The organism is Rhodobacteraceae bacterium Araon29, from assembly GCA_039640505.1.
Taxonomy (GTDB): domain Bacteria; phylum Pseudomonadota; class Alphaproteobacteria; order Rhodobacterales; family Rhodobacteraceae; genus CABZJG01.
This window is the reverse complement of record CP046865.1, coordinates 2098606-2124900: the sequence shown is the minus strand read 5'-3', so window position 1 is coordinate 2124900 and position 26295 is coordinate 2098606. Positions and strand designations below refer to the sequence as shown.

Genomic DNA, 26295 nt, shown 5'->3' with positions numbered 1-26295 from the left:
AGCTAAAGCTCGGAGATGATTTTTTTCAATGCGTCAATGTCTTTTTCGCCAAGCTGGTCTTTGCGAACTGTTAAATCATAGCTGTCGCCGGAAAAGTTCAATATTTTTCTGACTTCATAATCATCAATCATTACCTCATAGGATTTCACCTTGCGGCCAACGCCCTTTAATTCCAGTTCGGTGGCCTCTTTAAAGTCAAAATGCTGTTGGACCTGAAGAAAGGTTTCCTCTGATATCAGAATAGAAGAGGCGGGCGCAGCGCCTTCAAGCCGCGACGCTAAATTTACAGCGGCGCCCACCACGGTATAGTCAAGCCGGTCTTCACTGCCAAAATTACCCACTGTGCAATAACCTGTGTTAATTCCAATCCGGATTTGAAGGTCTTGTTTTAGGCCAAATTGCTTTCCCCAGTAGCCTTGCAATTCCACCATGCGCTTTTGCATGGCAATGGCCATAGAAACGCATCTATGGGCGTCTTCTTCGATCCCCAGTGTTTCGGGGTCGCCAAAGAAAATCATCACTGCGTCGCCGATATATTTATCAATGGTGCCACCAAAACTAAGCGCAATCTGGGACATTTCATTGAGATAAAAGTTTAGCAGTGCGGTAAGCTCTTCGGATTCGAGCGTTTCCGAGATATTGGTAAAATTTATAATGTCAGAAAAAAATACTGTTAGCTTCTTACGATAGCTTTTGATTTCGACATTTTGCTTACCACTAAAAATAGATTCGTAAATTTGCGGTGAAAGATATTTTGCCAACTGGCCCGAAACCGCCTCTAACTGTTGCGATTTGGTCATGGCTTCGGCTTTGGCGTCCTCTGCGACCTTCTTTTGCTTTTCCAACTGCGTGGCCAAGGACTTGCGTAGGTTGGCTTCTAGTCGTAGCCGAGAGACCTCTTTTTTTAGGTTTTGAAGCTCTTCTTCGGGTGTCGTCTCATTCATCTTTGTCGGGCCGCCATCTAATTTGGTATTAAGCCCTCGTTTGGCTTTTAAAATAGTCGATATGATATTCATAGATTATCGCGCTGCTGCTGTCACCTGTGGTTTTTTTGGCACGACCACTTTGGCGTTTTCTGCGCCTCAGATATGGTAGATGAACATAAAATCTGTGCACTAGGCGGGTTCAATCTAGGTAAATGGCTCATTAGATATAATAAAAATAAAAAATGAGAGTTTCAAATGATGGTTAAAATTATCAAAATGACTAATATAAGTCTATGCGTTGTTTGTTTTTGTTATTGTTTTGTGCCTATGCTGTGATGCCATTCCATGTTGCTTTGGCGGATCAGATTATTTCTGGTCGAGCGACTGTCACCGATGGTGATAGTCTTAAGATTAACCAAAAACGTATTCGTCTATTTGGCATTGACGCCCCGGAAAAAGATCAAAACTGCTTTGATCAGAAAGGTGATGCGTGGCCCTGTGGTGCAGCGGCAAAAACGCGTCTGGCCCAGTACATTCGTGACCGAAATATACGTTGCGCTGTGACGGGAAAAGATCGCTATCAAAGATATCTGGCGATTTGTTCATTGGATCAAACCGATTTAAACGCGCGTATGGTGGCGGATGGTTTTGCACTGGCATATCGGCAGTATTCAAAAGCCTATCTCGCCCAAGAACGTCAGGCCAAAGACCGGCAAAAAGGCTTATGGCAGGGCGCGTTTACTGCGCCGTGGGATTGGAGGTCCGGCCATAGACGGGCAAAGAATTCAAAACCGGCTGCTTCGGGCTGTGTGATCAAAGGCAATATCAATAGCAAAGGGGTGCGAATTTATCATACTCCGGCTTCGGCATGGTACAGCAGAACCAAAGTTACCCCGGCAAAAGGCGAACGTTGGTTTTGTTCGGAAAGAGAAGCCATTGCCGCCGGTTGGCGCGCAACCCGCTAACCCGCTACAGCTATAAACCGGTCAAGTGCCCCAGTGCAAAAGTCTTGAACTTGCTTGACATTTTGCGTGCTTCGTTTCCTATCGCAAGGTGGAAAAAATTGATGGTGGAACCATGGTAAATTTAACTGATCCCCAAGACTGGGTGTTTCCTGTCCCGATTGCCTATGGGCCCGGCCGTCTGAGCGAAATCGCAATCCATTGTACGCAAGCGGGTATGAAAAATCCACTGATTGTGACCGATCATGGCAGCCTTGGTTTGCCGTTTTTGACCGATTTACAGGCCTATTTGTCAAACGCGGGCATGGCCTCAGCACTCTATGCAGATATTTCGCCCAATCCACGCGATGATGAGGTTTTTGCCGGCAAAGCACAGTTTCTGGCCGCCGGGCATGACGGGGTGATCGCCATCGGGGGCGGCAGCGGTATGGATGGCGGCAAAGCTATCGCCTTGGTGGCCTATAATGAGGCTGATCTCTGGGCGTTTGATACCCGGGCCGAGCCGCCGGATATGACAAACTATCGCGCTTTTCCGCCACTGATTACCATTCCCACCACCGCTGGAACCGGGGCAGAAACCGAAAGCACGGCCATGATCACCGACACCAAACAGATGATGAAATGGTGTATCTGGCATCCTGAATTGAAACCGGCCATGGTAATTCTTGATCCCGAGCTTACCATTGGTCTTCCGGCTCATTTAACCGCTTGGACCGGAATTGACGCGATGGTGCATGCGATCGAGGCCTATTGCATTGAGTGTTTCAACCCGCTTTGCGATGGTATGGCCTTAGAGGGGTTGCGGTTGGTATCGCAATGGCTTCCGGTGGCGGTGGCTGAGCCAGAGAACCTTGAAGCCCGCGGTGCGGTGTTGACAGGATCATGTCTTGCCGGTGTTGCGTTTTTAAAAGGGCTAGGGGCAGTGCATGCTATTTCGCATATGGTGGGGGCAGAATATGACACCCAGCACGGGCTGACCAACGCGGTCATCTTGCCTTCAGTTCTACGCTATAATGCCCCTTCTATTGAAACCAAAGTGGCGCCAATGGCCCAGGCCATGGGATTGCAGGCGACAGATTTTCATGCTTTTTATGGCCGTATATGCGCGCTGCTTGATGAGTTGGATATTCCCAGAACACTGACCGAGATTGGGGCCTCAAAGGATTGCGCGCCGCGGATAGCCGCCAAGGCGCTAAAAGACAGCGCGGCAGAAACCAATCCGAGGCCCTTGACCCAAGAGACCATGGAACGCTTGGTCGAAGATGCCTTGCGCGATGGGCGATAAAGCAGTTTCGCAGCAGGGGTGTTTTTTAGTATGTTTTTGCCCAGATGCCCGCAACTTCTATGTTTAAGACTAAGGAGAACAGAATGAAAAAAACCACAATCGGCACCACCGGCATTGAACTTACCGAACTGAGTTTTGGAACCGCTTCTTTGGGAAATATATTGGATGCTGATGGCTATGGGGTGCCGGAAGAGCGCGCGCAGCAGACACTTGACCGAATTTTTCAAGGCCCTGCGAACCTGCTTGATACCTCGCGCATTTACGGGCAGGGGCACAGCGAGGCGCGCATCGGGCGCGCAGTGCAGCGGTATGGGGGCTGGCCGAAAGGTTTTTTGCTGTCTACCAAGCTTGACCGTGATCCCGATACAAACCGGTTTGATGCAGATCGTGCACAGGCTTCTTTGGAAGAAAGCCTTACAGCGCTGCATTTGAGCGCGGTGGATATCCTGCATTTGCATGATCCAGAATATGCAGCTGATCTCAGTGAAGTAACCCGAAAGGGCGGCGCGCTGGATGCGCTTTTTGCCATGAAAGAGGAAGGCCTGATCAAAGCCACTGGCCTAGCTATGGGGCGGATTGATATTATGCTGCCCTTACTGCGAGATTGGGATTTTGATGTGATCCTCAACCACAACCGCTTTACCTTGCTCAACCGCGAGGCGGATGAAATGTATGATCTTGCGGCCTCAAAGGGTATGGCAATCATCAACGCCGCGCCGTTTGCTGGCGGCATACTGGCGAAAGGGCCACAGCAAACGTCTAAAATCACCTATCAAGAGGCGAGTAAAGACGCGCTTGAGCCGGTCTATGCGATTGAAAAGCTTTGCGCAGACTTTGGGATTGATATGGGCGCGGCGGCGCTGCAATTTTCGCTGCGTGATCCTCGGATTACGTCCACTCTATGTGGGGCATCATCGCCGCACAGCATTGATAACACACTTGCTTGGGCGGAGCAGGACATCTCCGAAGACTTTTGGCAACACATGGCGCAAATTCCCTATTCAACCGATAATCCCGAAGCAGTTCGAAAGATCTAGTGATGGATCACAAGGCATTTATGCAAAGCTTATCACCTGCGGATAAGGTCAGTTTAACAAAAAAATCAAACCGAAAAGGACTTGCGCATCTTGCGATCTATACGGCGTTAACGATTGGATGCGCCATCTGGCTATGGCAGCTTGCCCCGTTTTGGCCGTTAGCTTTTGTGGCTTTGGCCATTTTGCTGGCGTTTACCTTTACCCTGCAACATGAATGCACTCATGATACACCGTTTCAAACGCGTTGGGTCAATTCGGCTGTTGGATTTCTAACAGGGGTTATTCTATTTCAGCCGTTTTTATGGTTTCGCTATTTTCATCTGGCACATCACCGACACACAAATGATCCCGGCCATGACCCCGAGTTAGACGGGGATGGCAAGCCCGAGAGCCGGCGCGATCTTATCTGGCACTTAAGTACGGTTCCATATTGGAGCGCTAAAGCCTCTGTGCTTTGGCAAAATGCGTTTTCCCAAGAGTTTGCGGGATATATTCCAGCCTCAGCGCGCCCAAAAATCCAACGCGAGGCGCGTTTTATGTTGCTGATCTATATAGTGGCTGCGGTGGCCCTATGGTTTGAGCCAAGGGTCATACTAATTTGGCTATTGCCTTTGGCCGCCGGTTTTCCGTTTTTACGGCTCTATTTGCTCGCAGAGCACGGCCGCTGCGCCTTTATCGCCAATATGTTTGAAAATACGCGCACCACATTCACCAATCGGCTGATCCGATTTATCGCCTGGAATATGCCCTATCACACCGAACACCATGTGTTTCCCAATGTCCCGTTTCACAGCCTGCCGGCGTTACACCGGTTGATGGCGCGGCATTTACAGGTGACTTCCAGTGGATACACCGAATTTGCCCGAGCTTATATAAAAGACTTCAAATCTAAGTGATTTTCAGCACGCGTCTCAGATGGTATAATATCAGGTGGATTTCATCGCGCTGGGTTTTCAGAGTCTCAGGTCCGTCAGCTTGTCGCTCAAACATGTGTTGGTGAGCAGCTGACAGGATTTAACACTCAATTTCGTGAGGATGGATTATATGGTTTTGCAGCCACATGTAATTCTTGGAAAAATCAAGCCCGCGCTGTTGAATACGAGCGCATTTCAGGTTTGGGTGTGATAATTGAAATCACCGGAACAGACGGTGCTGGTGGACTTACTTATAGCCGCATTAATACCAACGTTTAGGATTGCTAGAGCGTGGAAAAATAATTTGGCCCGACAAAGATAGGGATTTAGCTTTCTAATGGAGTCAATTTTGGTCAGCTGCTTTGATAATCAATGTAAAACCGCTTACGAAACTGCAACCTCAATTCGAGTTTGACGCTATCGCCCACGAGCTAGCGCATGGACTTGTCTAGATTGAGATTGCAGTCAAGCGCTCGTCTTACGCGACCATTAAATCGTTATAGACGAAATAATCGTCATCAAGCTCCTGCAGAGAGGTTTTAACTAGAGTGATTGTGTTTTCTTCATCAAAGTACAAGACAGTCGACTTGCCAAACTGAGCTATATCCACGGAACTGCGCATGTCCAAGAAATTTTCAAAACCAAATTCCGAAAGGTCGATCCGATCATGGCTGGGGCTATTGCCATCAAAATCTTTGATCCTGTCATGGCCGAAACTCTTTTTGAAAATGAAAGTATCTGATCCTGCGCCGCCAGAAATAATGTCATTTCCTGTGCCGCCCTCGACTTGATCTTCGCCATGGCCACCTTTGATGGTATCATTTCCATTGCCGCCAAACAGTACGTCATCCCCGTGCTGACCCAATAAAATATCGTCGCCGTCATCTCCGCTTACTTGATCATTTCCGCCTCCGCCAACAACCTTATCGTTGCCAGCACCGCCATAAACAGCGTCATTGTGGGTGCCGCCATTCACATAGTCATTTCCATCCTCGCCAAAAATCGTATCAGCGTGCTTATGACCATAGAGAAAATCATCACCATCGTAGCCATAAATTTCATCATTTTGTGATCCCCCCAGGATCGTGTCGGCGCCTAGGCCGCCATGAATCCAGTCTTGCCCTTTGCCCCCATGCAGCCAATCTTCACCGGCTGCACCGAAAATCAGATCATTGCCCTGATCACCCAAAACAGTGTCATCACCATAGCCTGCCCGCAGTTCATTGTCTTGGCTGCTGCCGGTGATGTGATGATTTCCATCATTCGTATTGCTTGAGTTCGAACTAAGCGAGACATTCTCAAACCCGCTGATTATGTCGCCATTGGCAATCCCGCCCGAGATGGTTTGAGACTGAAGGTTGACCGTTATACCGCTTTCACTCAAACCATATTTAAGAAGATCGATGCCTGCGCCGCCATAAAGAGCGTCAAACCCATCACCAGCTTCAATGGTGTCATTTCCATCACCGCCGAAAACGGTATCGTTACCTTGCTGCCCGTAAAGATGGTCTGATCCACCGCCACCTTTAATTTTATCATCACCATTGGATCCATAGATGCGGTTATATCCTGCATCTCCGGTCAGCATATCATTGCGATAGGTCCCGCGAATAACCTCAATATTTATCAATCTGTCCCCTTCGGCAGTTCCGCCTGATCCAATGCCGGTTTCCAAGTTAACATTCACGCCAGTATAGCTCATAGAATAGTTCACTTCATCCACCCCTTCGCCGCCATCAATGGTATCTGCACCATTGTGGCCACTGAGCTTGTCGTTGCCATCCCCGCCGAAAATTTGATCATTTCCATCGCCGCCTTGAATCCAGTCGTTTCCACCAAGACCAACCATAATGTCATCGCCCAAACCGCCACTCAGCTGGTTTTTCTGGTTATTTCCGGTCAGATGGTCATTGAACCCACTGCCAGAAATATTCTCGATTGAGAGCAGCGTATCGCCTTCGGCATGTCCGCCGGACGCGGTGCCATCCGTCAAACTAATCGTCACAGCCGCATCTGATCCCTGATAAAGTGCAGTATCCCCCCACGCGCTATTGCCGCCGCCGTCAAGTCGGTCTGCTCCAGCCCCACCAATCAAGAAGTCGCTGCCCGTGCCACCAAATAGCTGGTCATTTCCATCGCCGCTTTCTAGGCTGTCATCGCCGTCCAGCCCTAAAAGCGTGTCATCCCCTGCCAAGCTGAAAAGCTCGTTGCGCGTGTCATTGCCGACAAGATAATCGCCAAATTCTGTACCTGTCAGATTTTCGATTGAGATGAGCCAATCGCCTTCCGCATGTCCGCCGGACGCGGTGCCATCCGTCAAACTAATCGTCACAGCGGCATTTGACCCATGGTAAGATGCAGTATCCCCCCAATAGCGATCATTGCTGCCACCGTCTAGTAGGTCTGCTCCAGCTCCACCAATAAGGATGTCGGTGTCTTCTCCTCCAAAAAGCTGGTCATTTCCATCACCGCCGACTAGGCTGTCATCGCCGTCCAGCCCCAAAAGTGTGTCATCCCCTGCAAAGCCGATAAATTCGTTGCGCGCGTTATTGCCGACAAGATAATCGCCAAATTCTGTGCCTGTCAGATTCTCGATTGAGATGAGTGTATCGCCTTCCGCATGTCCGCCGGACGCGGTGCCATCAGTCAAACTAATCGTCACAGCCGCATCTGATCCCTGATAAGATGCAGTATCCCCTAAAGAGCCATAGATACTGCTGCCGCCGTCAATATGGTCTGCTCCAGCCCCACCAAGCAAGAAGTCGTCGTCCGCGCCACCAAATAGACCATCGTTGCCATCCCCACCGAAAATCTGGTCATTGCCGCCGCCGCCTTGAAGCCAATCGCTGCCACCAAGACCAACTATAACGTCATCGCCGTTGTTGCCGCTTAAAATATTTTTCTGGTTATTTCCGGTCAGATGGTCATTGAACTCACTGCCAGAAATATTCTCGATTGAGATGAGCGTATCGCCTTCCGCATGTCCGCCGAACGCGGTGCCATCGGTCAAACTAATCGTCACAGCCGCATCTGATCCCTGATAAGATGCAGTATCACCCCAATAGCTATTGCCGCCAGCGTCAAGTAGATCTGCTCCAGCTCCGCCAATCAGGGTATCGTCGCCGATGCCACCAAATAGCTGATCGTCTCCTTGGCCACCGTTTAGGTTATCATTGCCGCCATGGCCCAAAAGCGTATCATCGCCCTCTAGGCCGGTGATACTATCGTTAATTTCAGTTCCTTCTAAGAGTTCAGAGCTTACAGTTTTGTTTATGATATTTTCTATGAACATGGCTTTTCCCCAAAAAAAATTAAGAGGGAAGAATTTAAGCGCCCTCAAACACTTTTGAAGGCTTTCTTTAAGTCTGTAGATATTAATTTAATACTAATATTACGGTTATTTTTATAAGATAAAAAAGGGTTAATTTAAATTTCCCTAAATGCAATTATTAGAATTTATATAATCCAAAATTTTAAAAGGCAGGTCTCGCTCAAGCACTTTAGGTAGAGCCTGGTCGATAGGGTTTGCTGGCGCATGGAAAAATAGAGAATTGGATATGTCGCCGTAACCTTCACTGTCTTTGGATGGTGCGGTCAAGCATGCCAACGGTTCAACATTCAGAGCAAACTGCGATATCATTCTTAAAGGGCGGGGGTCTATAAAATCCTTAACCATTTGGAATGATGCAAATGGTAGGCCCGGAGGGACTCGAACCCCCAACCAAAGCGTTATGAGCGCTCTGCTCTAACCAATTGAGCTACAGGCCCGACCTGCGTGGCTTGCTATCATATGCGGCCAGAAGGTCAAGGGTTTCAGATTGCAGTTTCTACGCTAATCCGCTAACTCGCGATCAAAGAATAAGGAAGGCGCGGATGAGTGAAGGTAAAAATGCACTGACATATGCAGCTGCAGGCGTAGATATAGATGCAGGCAATGCCTTGGTTGAACAGATCAAGCCCCATGCCAAGCGGACAAACCGATCTGGCGTAATGGCAGGGCTTGGCGGTTTTGGCGGGCTTTTTGATCTTAAAGCGGCTGGTTTTGAAGATCCTATTCTTGTCTCGGCCACAGATGGCGTTGGAACCAAACTGCGGATTGCAATTGATACCGGACATTTTGACACCATCGGCATTGATTTGGTGGCCATGTGCGTCAATGACCTGGTGTGCCAAGGCGCTGAGCCGCTGTTTTTCCTTGATTATTTTGCTACCGGACAACTGGATGTTGATACCGCAACTCGGATTATCGCGGGCATAGCCGAGGGCTGTGTGCAATCTGGCTGTGCGCTGATTGGTGGAGAAACTGCGGAAATGCCCGGTATGTACGCAGGTGATGATTTTGATCTGGCAGGCTTTGCCGTGGGCGCAATGGAGCGCGGGGCTTCACTTCCCAAAGATGTTCAAAACGGTGATATGCTGCTAGGTCTGTCCTCAAGCGGTGTGCATTCGAATGGCTACTCACTGGTGCGCAAGCTGGTTGAGCTTTCTGGACTTGGTTGGGATGCCCAAAGCCCGTTTGGCGGCGATACAATGGGCGCAGAGCTGCTGGCGCCGACCCGGCTTTATGTTAAATCCTGTCTGGCGGCTATGGCTGCCGGCGGGGTGCACGGGTTTGCCCATATCACCGGAGGTGGCTTGACCGAAAATATTCCGCGTGTGCTTGGTGAAGGGCAGGGCGTGCGGATTAATTTAGACAGCTGGATGCTTCCCCCGGTGTTTGAATGGCTTGCCAAGCAAGGCGGTATTTCAAATGCAGAGATGCTTAAAACCTTTAACTGCGGTATCGGTATGGTGATCGTGGTCGACAGGCAGAGCTCTCATGCGGTCGCTGAGGCGCTTGCTGCGCAAGGCGAAACAGTGGTTAAGCTTGGCGAAGTCACTGACGTACCAGACGTAATATATGATGGGTCTTTGCTGTGAGCAAAAAAGTCGCCATCTTAATCTCTGGTGGCGGCTCGAATATGGTGGCTTTGGTCAAAAGCATGACCGGCGATCATCCTGCACGCGCGGCTGTTGTGATCTCAAACAATCCGCAGGCCGCGGGTCTTCAGCGCGCGGCTGATCTGGGCGTGCCAACAGAAGTTGTGGATCACCGGCCATTTGGCAAGGACCGTGCCGCTTTTGAAGCAGTTCTGAATAAGACCCTTAAGCCTTATCAGCTGGATTTAATTTGCCAGGCTGGTTTTATGCGCATTCTGACCGAGGGATTTGTGCTGGGGTGGCAGGGCAAGATGCTGAATATCCATCCCTCGCTCTTGCCAAAATATAAAGGGCTTAATACCCATATACGGGCGCTTGAGGCCGGCGATCATGAAGCGGGCTGTTCAGTGCATCTGGTTACCCCTGAATTGGATGGTGGTCCAGTGTTGGGTCAGGTCAGAGTGCCGATTGAGCCCGGTGATACAGAACAAGCGCTTGCGGCACGGGTATTAGTGCAAGAACACCTTTTATATCCTAAAGTTCTGCGCCAGTTTGTACAGGGAAACAACGCGCCCCTGAATTTTCATTAAAGAGACATCTTTTCTTTGTGGCTGATCTGGCCTAAACAGCAAATGGGGGTGTTGAAACTAAAAAAGATAAACCTTGAATGAAAACACTAACAACCACCCAGGAACTCGCCGAGTTTTGCGAACAAGCGCGAACTTGCGAATATGTAACGGTTGATACCGAATTTTTGCGCGAGCGTAGTTATTACTCAAAACTTTGTTTGATCCAATTGGCTTTGCCGGGCAAATTGCTTGACAACGCAGTTCTGGTCGATCCGCTGGTTGACGGATTATCGCTTGATCCGCTTTATGAGCTTTTTAAAAATGAAAATGTCGTCAAGGTGTTCCACGCAGCGCGGCAGGATATTGAGATATTCTATGTGGACGCTAAAGTCATTCCAAAGCCTTTGTTTGACACCCAGCTGGCGGCGATGGTCTGCGGGTTTGGCGAACAAGTGGGCTATGAAACCTTAGTGCGCAAAATTGCCAAGCAATCGCTTGATAAATCGTCCCGCTTTACAGATTGGTCGCAGCGGCCTTTGACCGATGCGCAAAAAACCTATGCTTTGGCTGATGTGACCCATTTACGCCAGATTTATGAGTTTTTGGCGCAAAAGCTTAGTCAAAATGGCCGAGCACGCTGGGTGCGTGAAGAACTGGAAATATTGAAGAGCCCGGAAACCTATATCGTTCGGCCTGAGGAGGCCTGGCGGAGGATCAAAACACGATCAAATTCGCCCCGTTTTTTGGCAACTGTGCGCAGCTTGGCACAATTTCGCGAAACCTATGCGCAGCAGCGTAACATCCCGCGCAACCGTGTTTATAAAGATGATGCTTTAATCGAGTTGGCCTCGTCAAAACCGGCGGGATACGAAGATCTGAAGCGTTCACGGCTATTGCTGCGCGAAGCGCGCAAAGGCGAGATTGCCGAGGGTATCATCGCGGCGGTTAAAGCCGCGCAGAACCTATCCAAAGAAGATCTACCCTCCGCCCCTGGCGAAGAAGAAAAGCTTCAGGTTAATCCAGCCTTGGCAGATTTATTGCGGGTGCTTCTAAAGTCCAAAACCGAAACCATGGGGGTGGCAGCCAAATTGATCGCGGCGACATCCGAGCTTGATGCCATCGCCGCTGGAAAGCGTGATTTGCCGTCTCTAAGCGGTTGGCGCCGCGAAGCCTTTGGTGAAGACGCCCTGCGTCTGTGCAAAGGTGAAATTGCGCTAATTGCCAAAGGGAAATCGGTTCAGACAATTCCTGTGCCGGGCGGCGCGCTATAAAAATGCGCTGGCGCTGGACCTTTACGGGCCAGCGCTCTAAGTAGTTCTAAGGAACGGTACTATCCGGCCATGAAGTAAGTGAGAAAATAATGGCAACGCCAGCCTTTGAAGATATTGTTGAAGATTTTGAATTCCTAGAGGATTGGGAAGATCGATATCGTTATGTGATTGAGCAGGGCAAATCCATGCCGCCTTTGAACGAGGCTTTGAAAGTGCCGGCAACAAAGGTTGATGGCTGTGCCAGTCAGGTCTGGCTGCATATTAGTATTTCCAAAGATAGCTTTCAGTTTGACGGTGACAGTGATGCGGTTATCGTACGCGGACTGATCGCGCTCTTGCGCAGTCTGTTTAACGGTCTGAGTTTAGCGCAGATTTCTGCCGTAAACGCCGAAGCGGAATTGGCGCGTTTGGGGTTGAATGAGCATTTGTCATCACAGCGTTCCAATGGTCTGCGGGCCATGATCCAACGGATTAAAGACAGCGCAACGGGCGCGTAGCCCTCATCTGCCTTAGGCTTGAGCCTTTAGGTTGGTTTCCAGATCGCCATATCCCGTTAGGCGCCGCTCGAAAGCAAGCCCCAAACGGTCGGCGCAGGCACGGGCGGTTTTGGTGAGCTCTGGATCATCGGTTTGGGCCTGATACACCAGCTTTTCGTAATTGCCGAAATACATATCGCGCAGCTCGGGATGGCGATCAAGTCCAAGCGGTTTCCAGACAAAGGCTTCAAATTGCCGTGCTAGAAAATCTGTTAGGTAAAAGGCTGTTGCCTCATCTCTTTTGTCAAAGACGTCATTGCCTTCAAAAAAGGAATAACAATGCGGCCCTTCAATCATTTCAACCCCAAGTTCATCGCAGGCCGCTTTTAGCAGCCCCCCGGTTCCACAATCTGCGTAGACAACGAAAATACTGTCGTAGTCAGAGCGTTTGGCCATGACGATATCGCGCACTGCAGGGGTGATTTTATCCGGTGAATTGTGCAAAATCGCTGGAAGACATTGCAAATCCATATGCTGCCAATGATTAAGGCGGATTAGCTCAAGGATTTCGCGTGCAAGCGCCCCGCAGGCGACCAAAAGAATACTTCCCCCTTTGCTTTCAGGGGACAATCCTTGGCGGGTCAGCAGAGCATCGCTTGGCTGCATAGCTTTCCTCTTGGCCGTTTTGGCCGGTTTGGCGCAGCACAAAGTAAGCGAAGCGGACAGCTTAAACGGACTAAGCTGTCACCTGATTGTGTTTGCGCGCCATCATTTCCTTGGCGGTTTCAACGGCAACTGCTGCATCGCGGCAGTAGGCATCAGCGCCGATGGCTTTTCCGAACTCTTCATTCAGTGGCGCCCCGCCAACAAGAACAGTGTAATCATCACGCATGCCCATTTCAACCATCGTATCGATGACCACTTTCATGTAGGGCATTGTGGTAGTGAGCAGGGCGGACATTCCAAGAATGTCGGCGTCTTCCGTTTGAAGCGCCTCAATATAGTTTTCAACCGGGTTATTAATACCCAAATCCACCACTTCAAAACCGGCGCCTTCCATCATCATGGATACGAGGTTTTTTCCAATATCGTGGATATCACCTTTAACAGTCCCAATCACCATCTTGCCAACTCTGGGCGCACCGGTTTCGGCCAAGAGGGGTTTTAGAATGGCCATCCCGCCTTTCATGGCATTTGCCGCCAGCAGAACCTCGGGTACAAATAGGATGCCGTCTCGGAAATCCTGACCGACAATGGTCATGCCGCCCACGAGTGCCTTGGTGAGAACGTCATAGGGCTGCCATTTACGCTCAAGCAGGATATTGACGCCTTCTTCGATTTCCTCTCTGAGCCCGTCATAAAGGTCGTCGAACATCTGCTGGACGAGTTCTTCGTCGTCCAGTTCCGACAGGATGATGTCGTCTTCTTGGTCAGACATTTATGTTCCCTTTTATTCTGTGCTTTCGCCTAATATTTATTCACCTTTGGCTAGTTTATTCCCAGCAAACTTGGCAATTTACGACATGGGGCGTTTTAAAGCCGACTTAGCTGTGGAATTTCACAAAGACCACAAAAATATTTTCATGTTCTATATGAATTTCATTGCAAATGTTCATGCTTTGTTCGATATTGGGCAGTATGCAGTCAATTCACCCGGTCTCCGGCAGTATTCTTAAGGCTCGCGGCAGTCGTCAGAACCCCAGAAATAGGTTTGACCGTTTGGAAACAGTCGGCTTTGATGATGGTTGGGCTGATACGCAAATCGCCCCCAAGGTGCTGCGTACCTTGGTGGCAGAAGAACTGCCGCGCCGGGTGATTAGTTATAATCGCTCTCCAGATTTGCCTTTTGACAGGTCGATAAATCCCTATCGTGGCTGCGAGCATGGGTGCAGCTATTGCTATGCCCGACCCAGCCATGGATTTTTGGGGCTGTCTGCGGGCATTGATTTTGAAACCCGACTGATTGCGCGCCCCAAAGCGGCGATGGTGTTGCGCCAAGAGCTCGCAAATTCGAAATATGTGGTGAAGCCGATTGCAATTGGCACCAATACTGACCCGTATCAGCCAATCGAGAAAAAGTATGAGATTACGCGGTCTTGTTTGCAGGTTCTATCCGAGTGCCAGCACCCCGTTGCGATTGTCACACGCGGTGCGTTGGTGGAACGCGACATTGATATACTGGCGCCAATGGCGGCAAGCGGTTTAACCCGCGTGGGAATTTCAATCACCACATTAGATCGTGATCTGGCGCGCAAAATGGAGCCTCGAGCCCCAGCGCCGTTCCGCCGTTTGGAGATGATTAGGAAATTGGCTGATGCCGGTATCCCGGTGCGGGTTATGGCCTCGCCTTTGATCCCGGGGCTGACCGATCACGAATTAGAGGCAATTTTAGCCGCTGGCAAAAAGGCAGGCGCGTGCAGTGCCAGCTGGATTGCGCTGCGCTTGCCAAGAGAGGTCTCTAATTTATTTCAAGACTGGCTGGCTACCCATCAACCAAATAAGTCGGCACGGGTATTAGGTCATCTGCGCAGCATGCATGGGGGCGCATTATACCGCTCTGACTGGGGTCGCCGGATGCGCGGTGAGGGACCCTATGCAGCGCTGATTGAGCAACGGTTTCAAGTTGCAATTCGACGCTTGGGACTGCTTGAAAAAGTGCCGAAACTGACCTGCGATCTCTTTAAAGTGCCTGTCGCAGCCGGTGCGCAGATGGAGCTTTTTTAAAGTGTTTGTGGGGCGATCCTAACGTTTAAGGGTCGGGTGATCAGGACGCCGCCCTCCGCCGGCGTGGTCGGCGTGCTGGCGCGCTGTCTGATCCGGTCCCGTCACTGGTTGAAGAAAAATCACCCAAGGCGGTGCGGATAGCATCAAGCGATGGCTTTTCGCTTCTGGGGCGGGTTTCTAAAGCCTCTCGCATAGCGGATAGATGCACCCCCATTGTGCCGCAGCACCCGCCGATAATCTGTGCCCCGCTGTCGCGCGCCATTACTGCATAGTCGGCCATCAGTTCCGGGGTGCCATCATAGTGGATATGGCCATCAACATATTTGGGAATGCCTGCATTGCCTTTTGCAATGATCGGGGTCTGGGGTTTGACCGCAGAAAACCCTTGGACTGTGCGCAGCAAATCCGAAGCGCCAGTGCCGCAATTTGCCCCAAAGGCCAAGGGGGGATTTTCAAGGCTTTTCACCATCTCTACCATGGCCGGTGCCGTCAGACCCATCATTGTCCGTCCGGCGGTGTCAAAACTCATGGTGCCGCACCATGGCATATCCGCGAGGGCAAAGGCTTCGGCGGCCGCGCGGTATTCTTCGGGTGCGGAAATGGTTTCCAGCCAAAGCACATCCGCGCCCCCGTCTTTCAGCCCGGCAGCCTGCGTATGAAAAATTTCAACAGCATCTGCGTGGCTTAGGGTTCCGACGGGTTGCATGATATCACCCGTAGGTCCAACCGAGCCGGCAACAATGATATCGCGATTTGCGCGATCAGCCACTTCGCGGCCTATCTCAGCTGCCATACGCGACAATTCCGCTGCCCGGTGAGCCGCATCATGCAACTTTAAGCGTGCGGCGTTGCCTCCAAAACTATTGGTTAAAAAAAGATCTGAGCCTGCATCAACTGCGATTTGATAAAGAGCTTTAATCTTTTGCGGCGCTGTGTCGTTCCAAAACTCAGGGGCATCCCCAGATAACAGGCCCATATTAAATAGGTTGGTTCCGGTTGCCCCATCCGCTAAAATCCATTCGCGTTCAGAAAGCATTTTCGTAAGGGCATTGGCCATAGTATCACCTCATAGATTTGGCCATGCGGTGACATAGGCCGTGGAACAATTCAAACTCCAAATTTTCATCACTATTATGAAAAATATGGCCTATAGCTCATTGCGCAATTGCTCTTTGGCTTTGATCATGAAAGCCACAAGTTGAGACCTAATTTCGCTTTCGCTGGCTTTGTGCTGCAAATCCGTGGTCAATTTTCGAAGCACATCTTCATCGCCAGGTTCTTCAAAGTCCGATCGGATGACATCAAGCGCGTATTCCTTTGCTTTTTCACCCACAATACCGAGCAAATCAGCAGCCCAGAGCCCAATTAATTTATTTCGCCGTGCTTCGGCTTTAAACTGCAATTCACTATCGAGGGCAAATTTGGCCTCAAACGCGTTTTCGCGTTCGTCAAAAGTTGTCATGGTTCTGTCCGCTCCCATTGCTATTTAAAAGATATGGGGCCGTATATTTATAGAAACAAGGACCAAGAACGCTTGCGGGTGCCGATGGCTTGATTTAAGACAGCGTCATCCGAAGACGATACTACTACCCCCTCAGAAAGAGACCCAATGGCCCGTCGCACAAAGATTTACGAAGGCAAGGCAAAAATACTTTATGAAGGACCGGAGCCAGGCACACTGGTTCAATATTTCAAAGATGATGCCACTGCATTCAATGCAGAGAAAAAAGACGTTATCGACGGCAAAGGTGTGCTTAATAATCGGCTGTCCGAATTTTTTATGAACGGACTGAATGAAATCGGCGTTCCGACCCATTTCCTCAAGCGGATAAATATGCGCGAGCAACTGATCCGCAATTGCGAAATTATTCCGCTTGAAGTGATTGTTCGCAATGTTGCAGCAGGCACAATTTGCAAACGCTTAGGGCTGGAAGAGGGCATGCGGCTGCCGCGGCCCATTGTTGAATATTGCTACAAAGACGATGCCTTGGGGGACCCTTTGGTCACCGAAGAGCATATTGCTGCTTTTGGCTGGGCAACGCAGCAGGACATGGATGACATTCTTAGCCTTGCGCTGCGGGTAAATGATTTTCTATCGGGCCTTATGCTGGGTGTCGGTATTCGGCTTGTTGATTTCAAAATTGAAATCGGGCGGGTTTATGATGGTGATTTTCAGCGTCTTTTGGTGGCCGATGAAATTAGCCCGGACAGTTGCCGTTTATGGGATATCGAAACTGGCCAAAAGCTGGATAAAGATGTCTTTAGACGGGATTTGGGCAGTTTGACAGACGCCTACACAGAAGTTGCTCAGCGGTTGGGGGTTTTGGCAAAAAACACTCCGGTAGCAAGCAAACCTACATTGATTAGCTAAGCGCATTTGCGCAACAAGAAAGAAAAGAAAGGTAGCCGATGAAAGCCCGTGTACACGTGATGTTAAAACCCGGTGTTCTGGACCCTCAGGGCGAAGCTGTTCGCCATGCGCTTGGGGCGCTCGGCTATAATAGCGTGGAAGGGGTTCGGCAGGGCAAGGTTATAGAACTGGATCTGAACGAAACTGATCCTGAGAAAGCCAAATTCGACGTGGATGCGATGTGCGAAAAGCTATTGGCCAACACGGTGATCGAAAGCTATTCGGTCGAGTTTTTGTGATGCGCGCTGCGGTTCTTGTTTTCCCCGGATCAAACTGTGATCGCGACATGGCTGTTGCGCTGCGCAAGGCCGGCGCCGATGTCACAATGGTATGGCACAAAGATACAGATCTGCCCGATGGATTGGACGTGGTGGCCATTCCCGGCGGGTTTTCCTTTGGTGATTATCTACGTTGCGGGGCCATCGCAGGCCGCTCGCCGATTTGCCGCTCGGTGATTGACTTTGCCAAGCGTGGCGGCTTTGTTCTTGGGGTGTGTAACGGGTTTCAAATACTCACTGAAACCGGTTTGCTGCCCGGAGCATTGATGCGCAACGCCGGGCTGAAATTTATTTGCAAATCAGTCGAGCTTCGCGTTGAGACAACCGAGAGCGCCTTTACCAGTGGCTATGCCAAAGACCAGTTGATCAGCATCCCAATCGCTCATCACGAAGGCAATTACAATCTGAGCCCAGGTGATTTAGCAGCGTTGCAGGATCAACAGAGAATTGCCTTCCGATATGTCGAAAATCCCAACGGCTCTGTGGATGATATTGCCGGTGTGCTATCAGAAAACCGCCGTGTTCTTGGCATGATGCCGCATCCCGAGCGCGCGTTAGATGCAACATACTCGCGTGCCGATGGTCAGCCGTTTTTTGCCGGTTTGATTGAGCAGATGGCGACCACCTGACAGCTTTGGAAAACTAAGGTATAAACTGGCTTAAGATGACCAGTGATCATACCGAATCCATTGAGGTACCGCCGCAACCTCTCCGCTCGTTTCCTTGGCAGATTCGCGTGATTTTGGGCGTGCTATTCGTCTTGGCCGGGGCGACACTATGGTTGACCAATACTATTTTAACCGACAGGTTCACCCAATCGACACAAAACAAGGCAGAACTGCGTCTGGCGCTTTATGGCGGCAATATTCTAAGCGAATTGCAGCGCAATTCTATAGTCCCGCAGCTGCTGTCGCGTGACCCTGAGCTTATAGGAGCGTTGAACTCGGCGGATTTTTCCCGATCAACCCAGCGCTTGATGAGTTTTGTCGAAGAAATCGGTGCGGCGTCTTTGATGCTTTTGGACGGTGAAGGCCGCACTGTGGCCTCAACCGACCGCAATAATCTGGGCAAGTTGCACAGTGACCAAATTTATTTTCTAGATGCGCTACAGTCAAACATTACAGTTTTTTCTGTGGCTGAAAAAGACAATGGTGAGGCAGGTTTTTTCTATTCCCGTCAGGTGGAATTTCAAAGCCAGATCATTGGTGTGATTTTGGTCGAGGTTGATTTGCAAAAATTTCAAAGGGCTTGGGCGGGTATTTCCGATGCTGTGCTTGTTATCGGCAGCGAGGGAAAGATTGTTCTGGCCACCGAACCGAAATGGCGCGGTCTGACGGAAACCATAGCGCTGCGCCGCCAGCCGCCGCAAAATGCCATTGAGCGGGCCATGCGTGTGACAAGTGATTGGGCGTCATTGCCGGCAGATGCCTATGTCCAGGGCGAAGCAGTGATGCGCATAGAAGGGCAAATTCCGTTTCGCGGATGGCAGATCATTTCTTTTACCACCTATGCCAGCGTGCGCGAACGGGTGAATGGTATCTTGGCGCTGGAAATCATGGGCTTTGCCATTTTGTTTGTGGGTGTGTTTTATCTATCAAACCGCCGTACTGTGCTGCGATTAATGTTTTTTCAACGTGAATCTGAAGACTTGCGGGATTTGAATGCAAGGTTACAACGGGAAATTTCAGAGCGGGAAAAAGTGCAAAAAACTCTTGCCGTTGCTGAGCAGTCTTTGGCGCAAAGCTCAAAGCTGGCTGCCTTGGGGGAAATGTCGGCAGCCGTAAGTCATGAATTAAACCAACCGCTTGCAGCGATGAAAACCTATCTTGCAGGCGCGGCGCTTTTGCTCAAACGAAACCGGCCGGAGGAGGCGCTGTCGGCCTTTCACCGCATTGACGGTTTGATCGAGCGGATGGGGGCAATTACTCGGCAATTAAAATCCTATGCGCGCAAGGGCGGGGAAAATTTTGAGCCTCTGGATATGGCTGACGCGCTAGCCTCGTCTTTATCAATGATGGAGCCGCAACTAAAACATTCGAATGTACGGATTCGCCAGATTGCACCGGATCAAAGTGTGCTGGTGATGGGCGATAGAATGCGCATAGAGCAGGTGCTTATCAACCTTTTACGCAATGCGCTGGACGCGTTGAAAACAGTAAGCGATCCCGAGATCGAGGTCATATTAAGCAAAGGCGAAACCGTTACGCTCAGCGTACGCGACAATGGTCCTGGGATCAAAGATTTAGAGCTTTTGTTTGAACCTTTTCATACCACCAAAGAGCCGGGGGATGGCGTGGGTCTCGGCTTGGCAATCTCATCCGGGATTGTTACCGATCTCGGCGGAAGGCTGACCGCCAGAAACGCCAGTGATGGGGGGGCTGTATTTGAAGTTAAACTCCCTATATTTGATGAAAATAAAGTAAACTCTCCCCCCGTTGAAGCAGCTGAGTAGACCATGACCAAAGCCTTAAAAATTGCAATTGTTGATGATGAAAAAGATATGCGGCTGTCTATCAGCCAATGGCTCGCGCTGTCGGGCTACGATACCGAAAGCTTTGCCAGCGCCAAGGAAGCGTTGTGTACCATTGACAGCGAATACGCCGGAATAGTGATTTCGGACATCAAGATGCCTGATATGGATGGCATGCAATTTTTGCGCAAATTAATGGCGCAGGACAGCGCGCTTCCAGTGATTATGATTACGGGTCACGGCGATGTGCCCATGGCCGTCGAAGCCATGCGCATGGGGGCTTTCGATTTTCTTGAAAAGCCGTTTAACCCTGACCGGATGAGCGAGTTGGCGCAGCGGGCCTCAAAAGCCCGGCGGTTGACTTTGGACAATCGGGCCTTGCGGCGCGACTTGGGCGATGGACCACAGTTGATGAAAAAGCTGATCGGTAAGTCACCCGCGATGGAACGGTTGCGTGAAGAGATTTTAGATCTAGGCCAAGCCGATGGGCATATCCTGATCGAAGGTGAAACTGGAACCGGAAAAACTTTGGTCGCCCATGCCCTGCATGCTGTGGGTGCGCGCGCCGGCAAAAAGTTTGCGCTGGTGTCTTGTTCAGCCTTTGATGAGGCGGCTTTGATGCGCCGTCTTTTTGGTCCGGTTTTACCAGAAGATCCATTTTTTCCCGCTTTTGAGGAAGCCCGCGGAGGCACATTGGTTCTTGAAGATATCGAAACACTTAGTGAACAGGTCCAAGCCAAGCTATTAAGCACTCTTAATGCCCAAGGCACACCGCCTGAGACACGGGTTCTGGCGATCAGCAATCTACAGGAACAAGGGCAAACATTGCAAAATAGGCTGCGAAAAGATGTTTTTTATCGGCTTGGAGCTTTGCATATCACCGTGCCACCCCTGCGACAGCGTGGCAATGATGTTTTGGAAATATTTAATCAATTAAGCGAGGCATTTTCGGATGAATATGGCTGTCAAACCCCTGGTATAGGGGCTCAGGAGGCCGCGCAGCTGCTTCAGGCGCCCTGGCATGGAAATGTTCGCCAGTTGACCAATCTTGCAGAGCGGGCTGTTTTGCAGTCGCGCCGCGGCGAAGGTACGATTGCCTCTTTGCTAATGAGCGACGCAGAAGAGGCCACAAGCGTGGTCACCACCGAAGGTAAACCGCTGAAAGAATATGTTGAAGCTTTTGAAAAGATGCTTATTGAAAACACAATGCGCCGTCACAAGGGGTCTATTGGCAAAGTGATGGAAGAGCTCTGTTTACCCCGCCGGACATTGAATGAGAAAATGGCAAAATACTCGCTTCAGCGGGCAGATTATGTTTAAGTTATTTCGTTAGTGATCTGAAATAATTACTTATTTACGTATTTGAAATTCACTATTGCGCTCTTTGCAGCATGCCATATAAATCCCTCGGATCATCCGGATCAGCCAGCATGTCAAGCGGGCTAAAAAAGTCTGTGCCTTTGATCAGATCGCGAATATAGCGCAGTGATGAGAAATCTTCGATGGCAAATCCAACACTGTCAAAAAGGGTGATTTGGTTGTCTGAGCGCCGCCCGATTGTTTGGCCCGTAATAACTTTCCAAAGCTGCTCAACAGGATAATCATCGGGTAATTGTTGAAGTTCGCCTTCAATCCGGGTTTGTGGTGGGAACTCGACAAAAATATCTGAGCGCAAAAGAATATCGCGGTGCAGTTCGGTTTTACCCGGGCAATCCCCGCCGATGGCATTTATATGCACTCCTGAGCCGACCATGTTGTCGGTTAAAATAGTGGCGTATTGTTTGTCAGCGGTGCAAGTGGTGATTATTTGAGCGCCCTCAATAGCCTCTTGCGCGGTTTTACATGCGGTGACTTTTAAACCGGCTGCGGCCAGATGCACCGCCGCTTTTTGGGTCGCCAAGGGATCAATGTCATAAAGCCGGACATGAGTGATGCCGCAGAGTGCTTGCATTGCGAGGCTTTGAAATTCGCTTTGCGCCCCATTGCCAATCATCGCCATGGTTTTTGCGCCTTTGGGCGCAAGGAATTTGGCTGCCATGGCCGATGTGGCCGCTGTGCGCAGCGCTGTTAGAAGTGTCATTTCTGACAGCAACACGGGATAGCCCGTGGTGACATCGGCAAGTAGGCCAAAGGCGGTGACGGTTTGCAAACCATCTTTGGTGTTTTTGGGGTGACCATTGACGTATTTGAACCCATACATCTCGCCGTCTGACGTTGGCATAAGCTCGATCACGCCCTCCATAGAATGACTGGCAACGCGCGGGGTTTTGTCAAAAAGCTCCCATCTTTTAAAATCGGTTTCAATGTATTCGCTGAGGCCAATCATCATTTGTGTCAAACCAGTATGATTGATCAATTGCATCATTTGATCAACTGATACAAATGGAACAAGCGCTTTTTGAGATGGGCAAGGTGTCATATTCCTATCCTCAGAAATAACCATGGGTAGGGCGGTCAAATACCCGCCGGCCAAGTGCCGATGCTGCAAGGTCCACCATCACTTGTGCCGTGCGTCCGCGTTCATCCAAAAACGGGTTCAATTCAACCAGATCAAGCGAAGTCATCAAGCCGCTATCGTAGAGAATTTCCATCACCAGGTGGGCTTCTCGGACAGTTGCGCCGCCAGGCACCGATGTGCCAACCGCTGGCGCAACTGAGGGATCTAGGAAATCCACATCTAATGAAACATGTAGCAAGCCATTGTTGGCCTTAACCTGATCCAAAAAAGATTGAAGTGGGCGCTTGATGCCTTGTTCGTCGATAGCCCGCATATCATAAAACTGAATTTCGCTCTGTTGCAGAGCGTTCTTTTCGGCTTGGTCAACCGACCTTAGCCCTAGAATGCATACTTGGTGATCTGGGACAGGGGCGTCATTTTGTGGAAAGCCTAAAAACCCATTTCTTCCGGTCAGATAGGCCAAAGGTGTCCCATGCAAATTGCCAGACATCGTGGTTTCAGGGGTGTGAAAGTCGCTGTGGGCATCCAGCCACAAGATATACAGCGGCCGGCCGCAGTGCTGGGCATGGCGCGCTGCAGCCAGGCCAGAGCCAAGACTTAAAGCGTGATCTCCACCAAGAAAAATCGGTATCCCATCTTTAAAGGCGGCAACGCCAGCCTCGGCAAGCTGGTTGGTCCATCCGATGGTTTGCGACAGCTCGGTGGGATTGTCGGGTACGTTTTCAGTGGTGGCAGCCACCGCTGTGAGATTTCCCAGATCGGTGACATCGTACCCCAAATCGCTCAATACTTGTGGCAAGTTTGCAGTGCGATAGGCGTCTGGGCCCATGACGCACCCTTTGCGATGCTTGCCGCTGTCCACAGGAGCGCCGATTAAAATACAATTGACATGTTGCATGGATATTTCCTATCTATACATCAATATCTGATCAAAATGTGCTATTAAACAGTTATCAATTTGTACAATATGTATTTAAATTACCGAATTGGAATATAAAGGATGCAAAACGAAATATGCCAAGTCAATTAGATCAAAAGCTCATTTCAGCATTACGGCATGATGCGCGGGCCTCTTTATCGAATTTAGCAATTTTGCTTGGAGTGTCGCGCACGACCGTTCGGGCGCGTATTGATCGATTGCAGAAGTCAGGTGAAATTTTAGGCTTCTCGGTGGTTTTGAAGGATGACACCAAAGTCGATCCTGTTCGCGGATATATGATGATTAATGTCGAAGGGCGCGGTACAGAACGGGTCATCCGTTTGCTACATGGTCTGCCTCAAGTGCGCGCAGTGCATGCCACAAACGGGCAATGGGATTTAATTGCTGAAATTGGTACCGATTCTCTTGATGAGTTGGATGAAATTCTAACCCAGATTCGGCGTTTTGAAGGGGTGGCCAAAAGTGAAACAAATCTTTTGCTAAGCACAAAAAAGGCAGGCTAGAGGCGCCGCAGAGCCATCAGCCACAGGCTCATAAGAGCAAATGATAAAATAGTATTCCAACCCGCCATTGATACGCCCCAAAGCGCCCAAGGTATATCATCACAGCGCACCATTGGGGCGGCCATGATTTGATTGATTAGATCATCTGTACTCAGCCCTTCTATGGCGCCACTGGTGCAACTTTTTGGTCCTTCCCACCACCCTTGCTCAACTCCAGCATGGAAAAAACCTATTCCTGCTGTTGTAAGACAGGCTGTAGCGCCAAATGCAGCCACCGCCCGGTTTTGAAAAGCATAAAAGACCAAGCAGATCACAACCGCCGCTATGTGGGGGTATCTTTGCCAAAGGCACATTTTGCAAGGGGCAAGCCCGCCCAAATATTCAAAGCCAAACGCGCCTATTAAAAGTGCGGCAGACCCTAATCCAGCAGTAAGCCCAAGTTGCTTTGGTGTCATAAGAACCTCGTTCCATAAATCCCCCCTATAAAGAGTAGGATAAACAGCAAAAACATCCATCCCAGATAACGCTCTATAAAGGTTCGAATTGCTGCCCCGTAAATTTTAAGCAAAAGCGCAACCGCAAAAAACCTAAGCCCGCGTGCAATACAGGCTGTTACTATAAATAAACCCAACGGCATTGCCGTTGCACCTGACATTATTGTGATTACTTTGAACGGTAAAGGAGTTACGCCGGCCGTGAGGATCGTCCAGACCCCAACATCGTTAAAGCGTTGCGCATATTCAGCAACCGCATCGGCTTTGCCGAGGGATATCAAAATTGGATGAGCAATTTGCTCAAAAGCCAGCGCGCCAAGCGCATAGCCCAAAAGGCCCCCTAAAACCGAGGCAATAAGCGCCACACCAGCATAAAGCCACGCTCGGTGAGGTGCTGCAATGATCATCGGGATCAGCAGAACATCAGGTGGGATCGGAAAAAATGAGCTTTCTGCAAAGGCCACCAGTGCCAACGCCCAAAGGGCACGTGGGTGGTCGGCAAGCGCCATTGTCCAGTTGTAAAGCGATCTAATCATTTAAACGATTCAGTTGGTTAAAGTTACTGGCATTGAGCATGCAATTGTTTGGTGGTCAAGCGTGCTTTGCCTCTGGACGCCGTGCAAAAGCCGCGTTAAAACCATCGACAGTGCCCAAGTGGCGGAATGGTAGACGCAGGGGATTCAAAATCCCCCGCCTTAACGGGCGTGCCGGTTCGAGTCCGGCCTTGGGTACCACGTTATCCGCATAAATGTATAAAACCTGCTTTATCAGGTTTATATCTCTGCAGTGTCGGTCTAGATCTAAGATTTAAACACCTGCTTAATTCTGGATCTGCCGATTATTTTATAGACCTTCCGCTACACCACCAAGCAAGACAACATTTATCTGATTTTTGTGTTTGAGGGTGATATAATCGGGTCAAACAAAGTGAGAGAAAAATGATATTAATAATTAGACTGAGCTTATTTCTAATTTTTGTGGCTTTATTGGTGGTTTTAGCACGTAAAGCACTGCCGCGAAGCGAAATTATTGACGGAAAACCAGTTAAAAATAGGTTCTTTCTGATCGCTGGTTTAGGCACGTTTGTTGGGCTGGTTTTATTTGTGGTGGCTGCAGAATACATCACCCGTCTTTAAGTGGAGTATAGACTTTAGTTTTACTGGGCTAAAAAAATATAGCTGTTTAAGTTCAAATGGATACAGTCATATATTAACCTTAAAAATCTTGCCATTATTTTCCATTGGAGTGTAAGCTTTCTCTTGGATGCTAACTTTTTTGTGAGGAAAAATTTATGGATACTGCAGCAATGGACAGACAAACTCGGGCTATAGCCGGAAGTACAATTGGTCGCGATTTTCAGTGGGTAACCTTTACAGGGGTGGTTTCAAACTTGGTCACGCTTTATATTATATCCCAAGGAACCGAGGCCGTTTTGGCCACTTCAGCACTGGTTGTCACCACTGCAATTTTTGTGTTTCTTGCGGGCAACAATCAAATGGATCAATTCAAGAACTGGATTGCAGATATGGATGAGCAAGAAGCTGCAAGCTATTCTGGTCAATTTGCCAAAGTGGCACCTTTTGGTCTTTGGAAGGCGGTCTATTCAATATGCTTTATCGTTGTTGCGCTCAGCCAGCTTTATGATTTGTGGGTCTAGT

Annotated in this window: 27 protein-coding genes and 2 tRNA genes; 18 read left to right on the top strand and 11 right to left on the bottom strand. The window is 49.7% G+C overall.

Features of this window, described 5'->3' with window-relative positions:
• Positions 1-2: 2 nt before the first annotated feature.
• Positions 3-1016, bottom strand: a complete 1014-nt coding sequence (locus tag GN278_10235) for an adenylate/guanylate cyclase domain-containing protein (protein XAT61084.1) — start codon at positions 1014-1016, stop codon at positions 3-5.
• Between the two features lie 245 nt (positions 1017-1261).
• On the opposite strand from GN278_10235, the gene GN278_10230 reads away from it, so the two are divergent.
• The 4 genes from GN278_10230 to GN278_10215 all read left to right on the top strand — a co-directional run bounded on the left by GN278_10230 (position 1262) and on the right by GN278_10215 (position 5106).
• On the top strand, positions 1262-1891 hold the full coding sequence (locus GN278_10230) for a thermonuclease family protein (GenBank protein ID XAT62626.1): 630 nt from the start codon (positions 1262-1264) through the stop codon (positions 1889-1891).
• A 112-nt stretch (positions 1892-2003) separates the two neighbouring features.
• Positions 2004-3173 (top strand): iron-containing alcohol dehydrogenase, encoded by a 1170-nt coding sequence (locus tag GN278_10225; protein ID XAT61083.1) that lies wholly within the window; start codon positions 2004-2006, stop codon positions 3171-3173.
• An 83-nt stretch (positions 3174-3256) separates the two neighbouring features.
• Positions 3257-4210 (top strand): aldo/keto reductase, encoded by a 954-nt coding sequence (locus GN278_10220; GenBank protein XAT61082.1) that lies wholly within the window; start codon positions 3257-3259, stop codon positions 4208-4210.
• A gap of 2 nt (positions 4211-4212) precedes the next feature.
• Positions 4213-5106, top strand: a complete 894-nt coding sequence (locus tag GN278_10215; GenBank protein ID XAT61081.1) for a fatty acid desaturase — start codon at positions 4213-4215, stop codon at positions 5104-5106.
• Positions 5107-5602: 496 nt separating this feature from the next.
• Here GN278_10215 and GN278_10210 read toward each other — a convergent pair whose 3' ends face one another.
• Positions 5603-8416: a hypothetical protein gene (locus GN278_10210; protein ID XAT61080.1), complete on the bottom strand. Its 2814-nt coding sequence runs from the start codon at positions 8414-8416 to the stop codon at positions 5603-5605.
• A gap of 399 nt (positions 8417-8815) precedes the next feature.
• A tRNA-Ile gene (locus GN278_10205) sits at positions 8816-8892 on the bottom strand.
• Between the two features lie 105 nt (positions 8893-8997).
• Between GN278_10205 and GN278_10200 the strand changes: the two genes are divergently transcribed.
• From GN278_10200 to GN278_10185, 4 genes are all read left to right on the top strand, one after another.
• Positions 8998-10044, top strand: a complete 1047-nt coding sequence (locus GN278_10200) for a phosphoribosylformylglycinamidine cyclo-ligase (protein ID XAT61079.1) — start codon at positions 8998-9000, stop codon at positions 10042-10044.
• Complete coding sequence (locus tag GN278_10195; protein ID XAT61078.1) at positions 10041-10634, top strand: phosphoribosylglycinamide formyltransferase; 594 nt, start codon at positions 10041-10043, stop codon at positions 10632-10634. The genes GN278_10200 and GN278_10195 overlap by 4 nt, the downstream gene beginning before the upstream one ends.
• A gap of 77 nt (positions 10635-10711) precedes the next feature.
• Positions 10712-11884, top strand: coding sequence for a ribonuclease D (gene rnd / locus GN278_10190; protein XAT61077.1), 1173 nt, complete (start codon positions 10712-10714; stop codon positions 11882-11884).
• A gap of 89 nt (positions 11885-11973) precedes the next feature.
• The gene (locus GN278_10185; GenBank protein ID XAT61076.1) at positions 11974-12381 is read left to right on the top strand and encodes a cysteine desulfuration protein SufE; all 408 of its coding nucleotides are present in this window, start codon (positions 11974-11976) and stop codon (positions 12379-12381) included.
• Positions 12382-12393: 12 nt separating this feature from the next.
• Here GN278_10185 and GN278_10180 read toward each other — a convergent pair whose 3' ends face one another.
• Both GN278_10180 and GN278_10175 read right to left on the bottom strand, forming a co-directional pair.
• On the bottom strand, positions 12394-13026 hold the full coding sequence (locus GN278_10180) for a DUF1638 domain-containing protein (GenBank protein ID XAT61075.1): 633 nt from the start codon (positions 13024-13026) through the stop codon (positions 12394-12396).
• Positions 13027-13096: 70 nt separating this feature from the next.
• Complete coding sequence (locus GN278_10175) at positions 13097-13798, bottom strand: cobalamin-binding protein (protein XAT61074.1); 702 nt, start codon at positions 13796-13798, stop codon at positions 13097-13099.
• Between the two features lie 200 nt (positions 13799-13998).
• Between GN278_10175 and GN278_10170 the strand changes: the two genes are divergently transcribed.
• Complete coding sequence (locus GN278_10170) at positions 13999-15084, top strand: PA0069 family radical SAM protein (GenBank protein XAT61073.1); 1086 nt, start codon at positions 13999-14001, stop codon at positions 15082-15084.
• 40 nt (positions 15085-15124) lie between these two features.
• Here the strand turns inward: GN278_10170 and bmt are convergent, their stop codons facing one another.
• Together bmt and GN278_10160 are read right to left on the bottom strand one after the other, a co-directional pair.
• The gene (gene bmt / locus GN278_10165) at positions 15125-16141 is read right to left on the bottom strand and encodes a betaine--homocysteine S-methyltransferase (GenBank protein ID XAT61072.1); all 1017 of its coding nucleotides are present in this window, start codon (positions 16139-16141) and stop codon (positions 15125-15127) included.
• Between the two features lie 90 nt (positions 16142-16231).
• Positions 16232-16546, bottom strand: a complete 315-nt coding sequence (locus tag GN278_10160) for a DUF1476 family protein (protein ID XAT61071.1) — start codon at positions 16544-16546, stop codon at positions 16232-16234.
• 147 nt (positions 16547-16693) lie between these two features.
• On the opposite strand from GN278_10160, the gene GN278_10155 reads away from it, so the two are divergent.
• The 5 genes from GN278_10155 to GN278_10135 are packed head-to-tail and all read left to right on the top strand — an operon-like array spanning position 16694 to position 21562.
• Positions 16694-17455 (top strand): phosphoribosylaminoimidazolesuccinocarboxamide synthase, encoded by a 762-nt coding sequence (locus GN278_10155; protein ID XAT61070.1) that lies wholly within the window; start codon positions 16694-16696, stop codon positions 17453-17455.
• Positions 17456-17493: 38 nt separating this feature from the next.
• The gene (gene purS, locus GN278_10150) at positions 17494-17733 is read left to right on the top strand and encodes a phosphoribosylformylglycinamidine synthase subunit PurS (GenBank protein XAT61069.1); all 240 of its coding nucleotides are present in this window, start codon (positions 17494-17496) and stop codon (positions 17731-17733) included.
• Positions 17733-18401, top strand: a complete 669-nt coding sequence (gene purQ, locus GN278_10145) for a phosphoribosylformylglycinamidine synthase subunit PurQ (GenBank protein XAT61068.1) — start codon at positions 17733-17735, stop codon at positions 18399-18401. The genes purS and purQ overlap by 1 nt, the downstream gene beginning before the upstream one ends.
• A gap of 35 nt (positions 18402-18436) precedes the next feature.
• The gene (locus GN278_10140) at positions 18437-20224 is read left to right on the top strand and encodes a sensor histidine kinase (protein XAT61067.1); all 1788 of its coding nucleotides are present in this window, start codon (positions 18437-18439) and stop codon (positions 20222-20224) included.
• A gap of 3 nt (positions 20225-20227) precedes the next feature.
• On the top strand, positions 20228-21562 hold the full coding sequence (locus tag GN278_10135) for a response regulator (GenBank protein ID XAT61066.1): 1335 nt from the start codon (positions 20228-20230) through the stop codon (positions 21560-21562).
• 52 nt (positions 21563-21614) lie between these two features.
• Here the strand turns inward: GN278_10135 and GN278_10130 are convergent, their stop codons facing one another.
• Both GN278_10130 and rocF read right to left on the bottom strand, forming a co-directional pair.
• On the bottom strand, positions 21615-22661 hold the full coding sequence (locus tag GN278_10130) for an ornithine cyclodeaminase (GenBank protein XAT61065.1): 1047 nt from the start codon (positions 22659-22661) through the stop codon (positions 21615-21617).
• A gap of 10 nt (positions 22662-22671) precedes the next feature.
• On the bottom strand, positions 22672-23598 hold the full coding sequence (gene rocF, locus GN278_10125; protein ID XAT61064.1) for an arginase: 927 nt from the start codon (positions 23596-23598) through the stop codon (positions 22672-22674).
• A gap of 116 nt (positions 23599-23714) precedes the next feature.
• Here rocF and GN278_10120 point away from each other — a divergent pair, with 116 nt between their 5' ends.
• On the top strand, positions 23715-24143 hold the full coding sequence (locus GN278_10120; GenBank protein ID XAT61063.1) for an AsnC family transcriptional regulator: 429 nt from the start codon (positions 23715-23717) through the stop codon (positions 24141-24143).
• Here GN278_10120 and GN278_10115 read toward each other — a convergent pair.
• Positions 24140-24598, bottom strand: a complete 459-nt coding sequence (locus tag GN278_10115) for a disulfide bond formation protein B (GenBank protein XAT61062.1) — start codon at positions 24596-24598, stop codon at positions 24140-24142. The genes GN278_10120 and GN278_10115 overlap by 4 nt on opposite strands.
• Positions 24595-25173 carry a DedA family protein gene (locus GN278_10110; GenBank protein ID XAT61061.1) on the bottom strand — a complete coding sequence of 193 codons (579 nt, stop codon included), beginning with the start codon at positions 25171-25173 and terminating at the stop codon, positions 24595-24597. Before GN278_10110 ends, GN278_10115 begins: the two co-directional genes overlap by 4 nt.
• Positions 25174-25285: 112 nt before the next feature.
• Here GN278_10110 and GN278_10105 point away from each other — a divergent pair.
• The 3 genes from GN278_10105 to GN278_10095 all read left to right on the top strand — a co-directional run bounded on the left by GN278_10105 (position 25286) and on the right by GN278_10095 (position 26294).
• Positions 25286-25371 (top strand) — tRNA-Leu (locus GN278_10105).
• A 204-nt stretch (positions 25372-25575) separates the two neighbouring features.
• Positions 25576-25773, top strand: a complete 198-nt coding sequence (locus GN278_10100; protein ID XAT61060.1) for a hypothetical protein — start codon at positions 25576-25578, stop codon at positions 25771-25773.
• A gap of 155 nt (positions 25774-25928) precedes the next feature.
• Positions 25929-26294 carry a hypothetical protein gene (locus tag GN278_10095; GenBank protein ID XAT61059.1) on the top strand — a complete coding sequence of 122 codons (366 nt, stop codon included), beginning with the start codon at positions 25929-25931 and terminating at the stop codon, positions 26292-26294.
• Position 26295 lies beyond the last annotated feature (1 nt).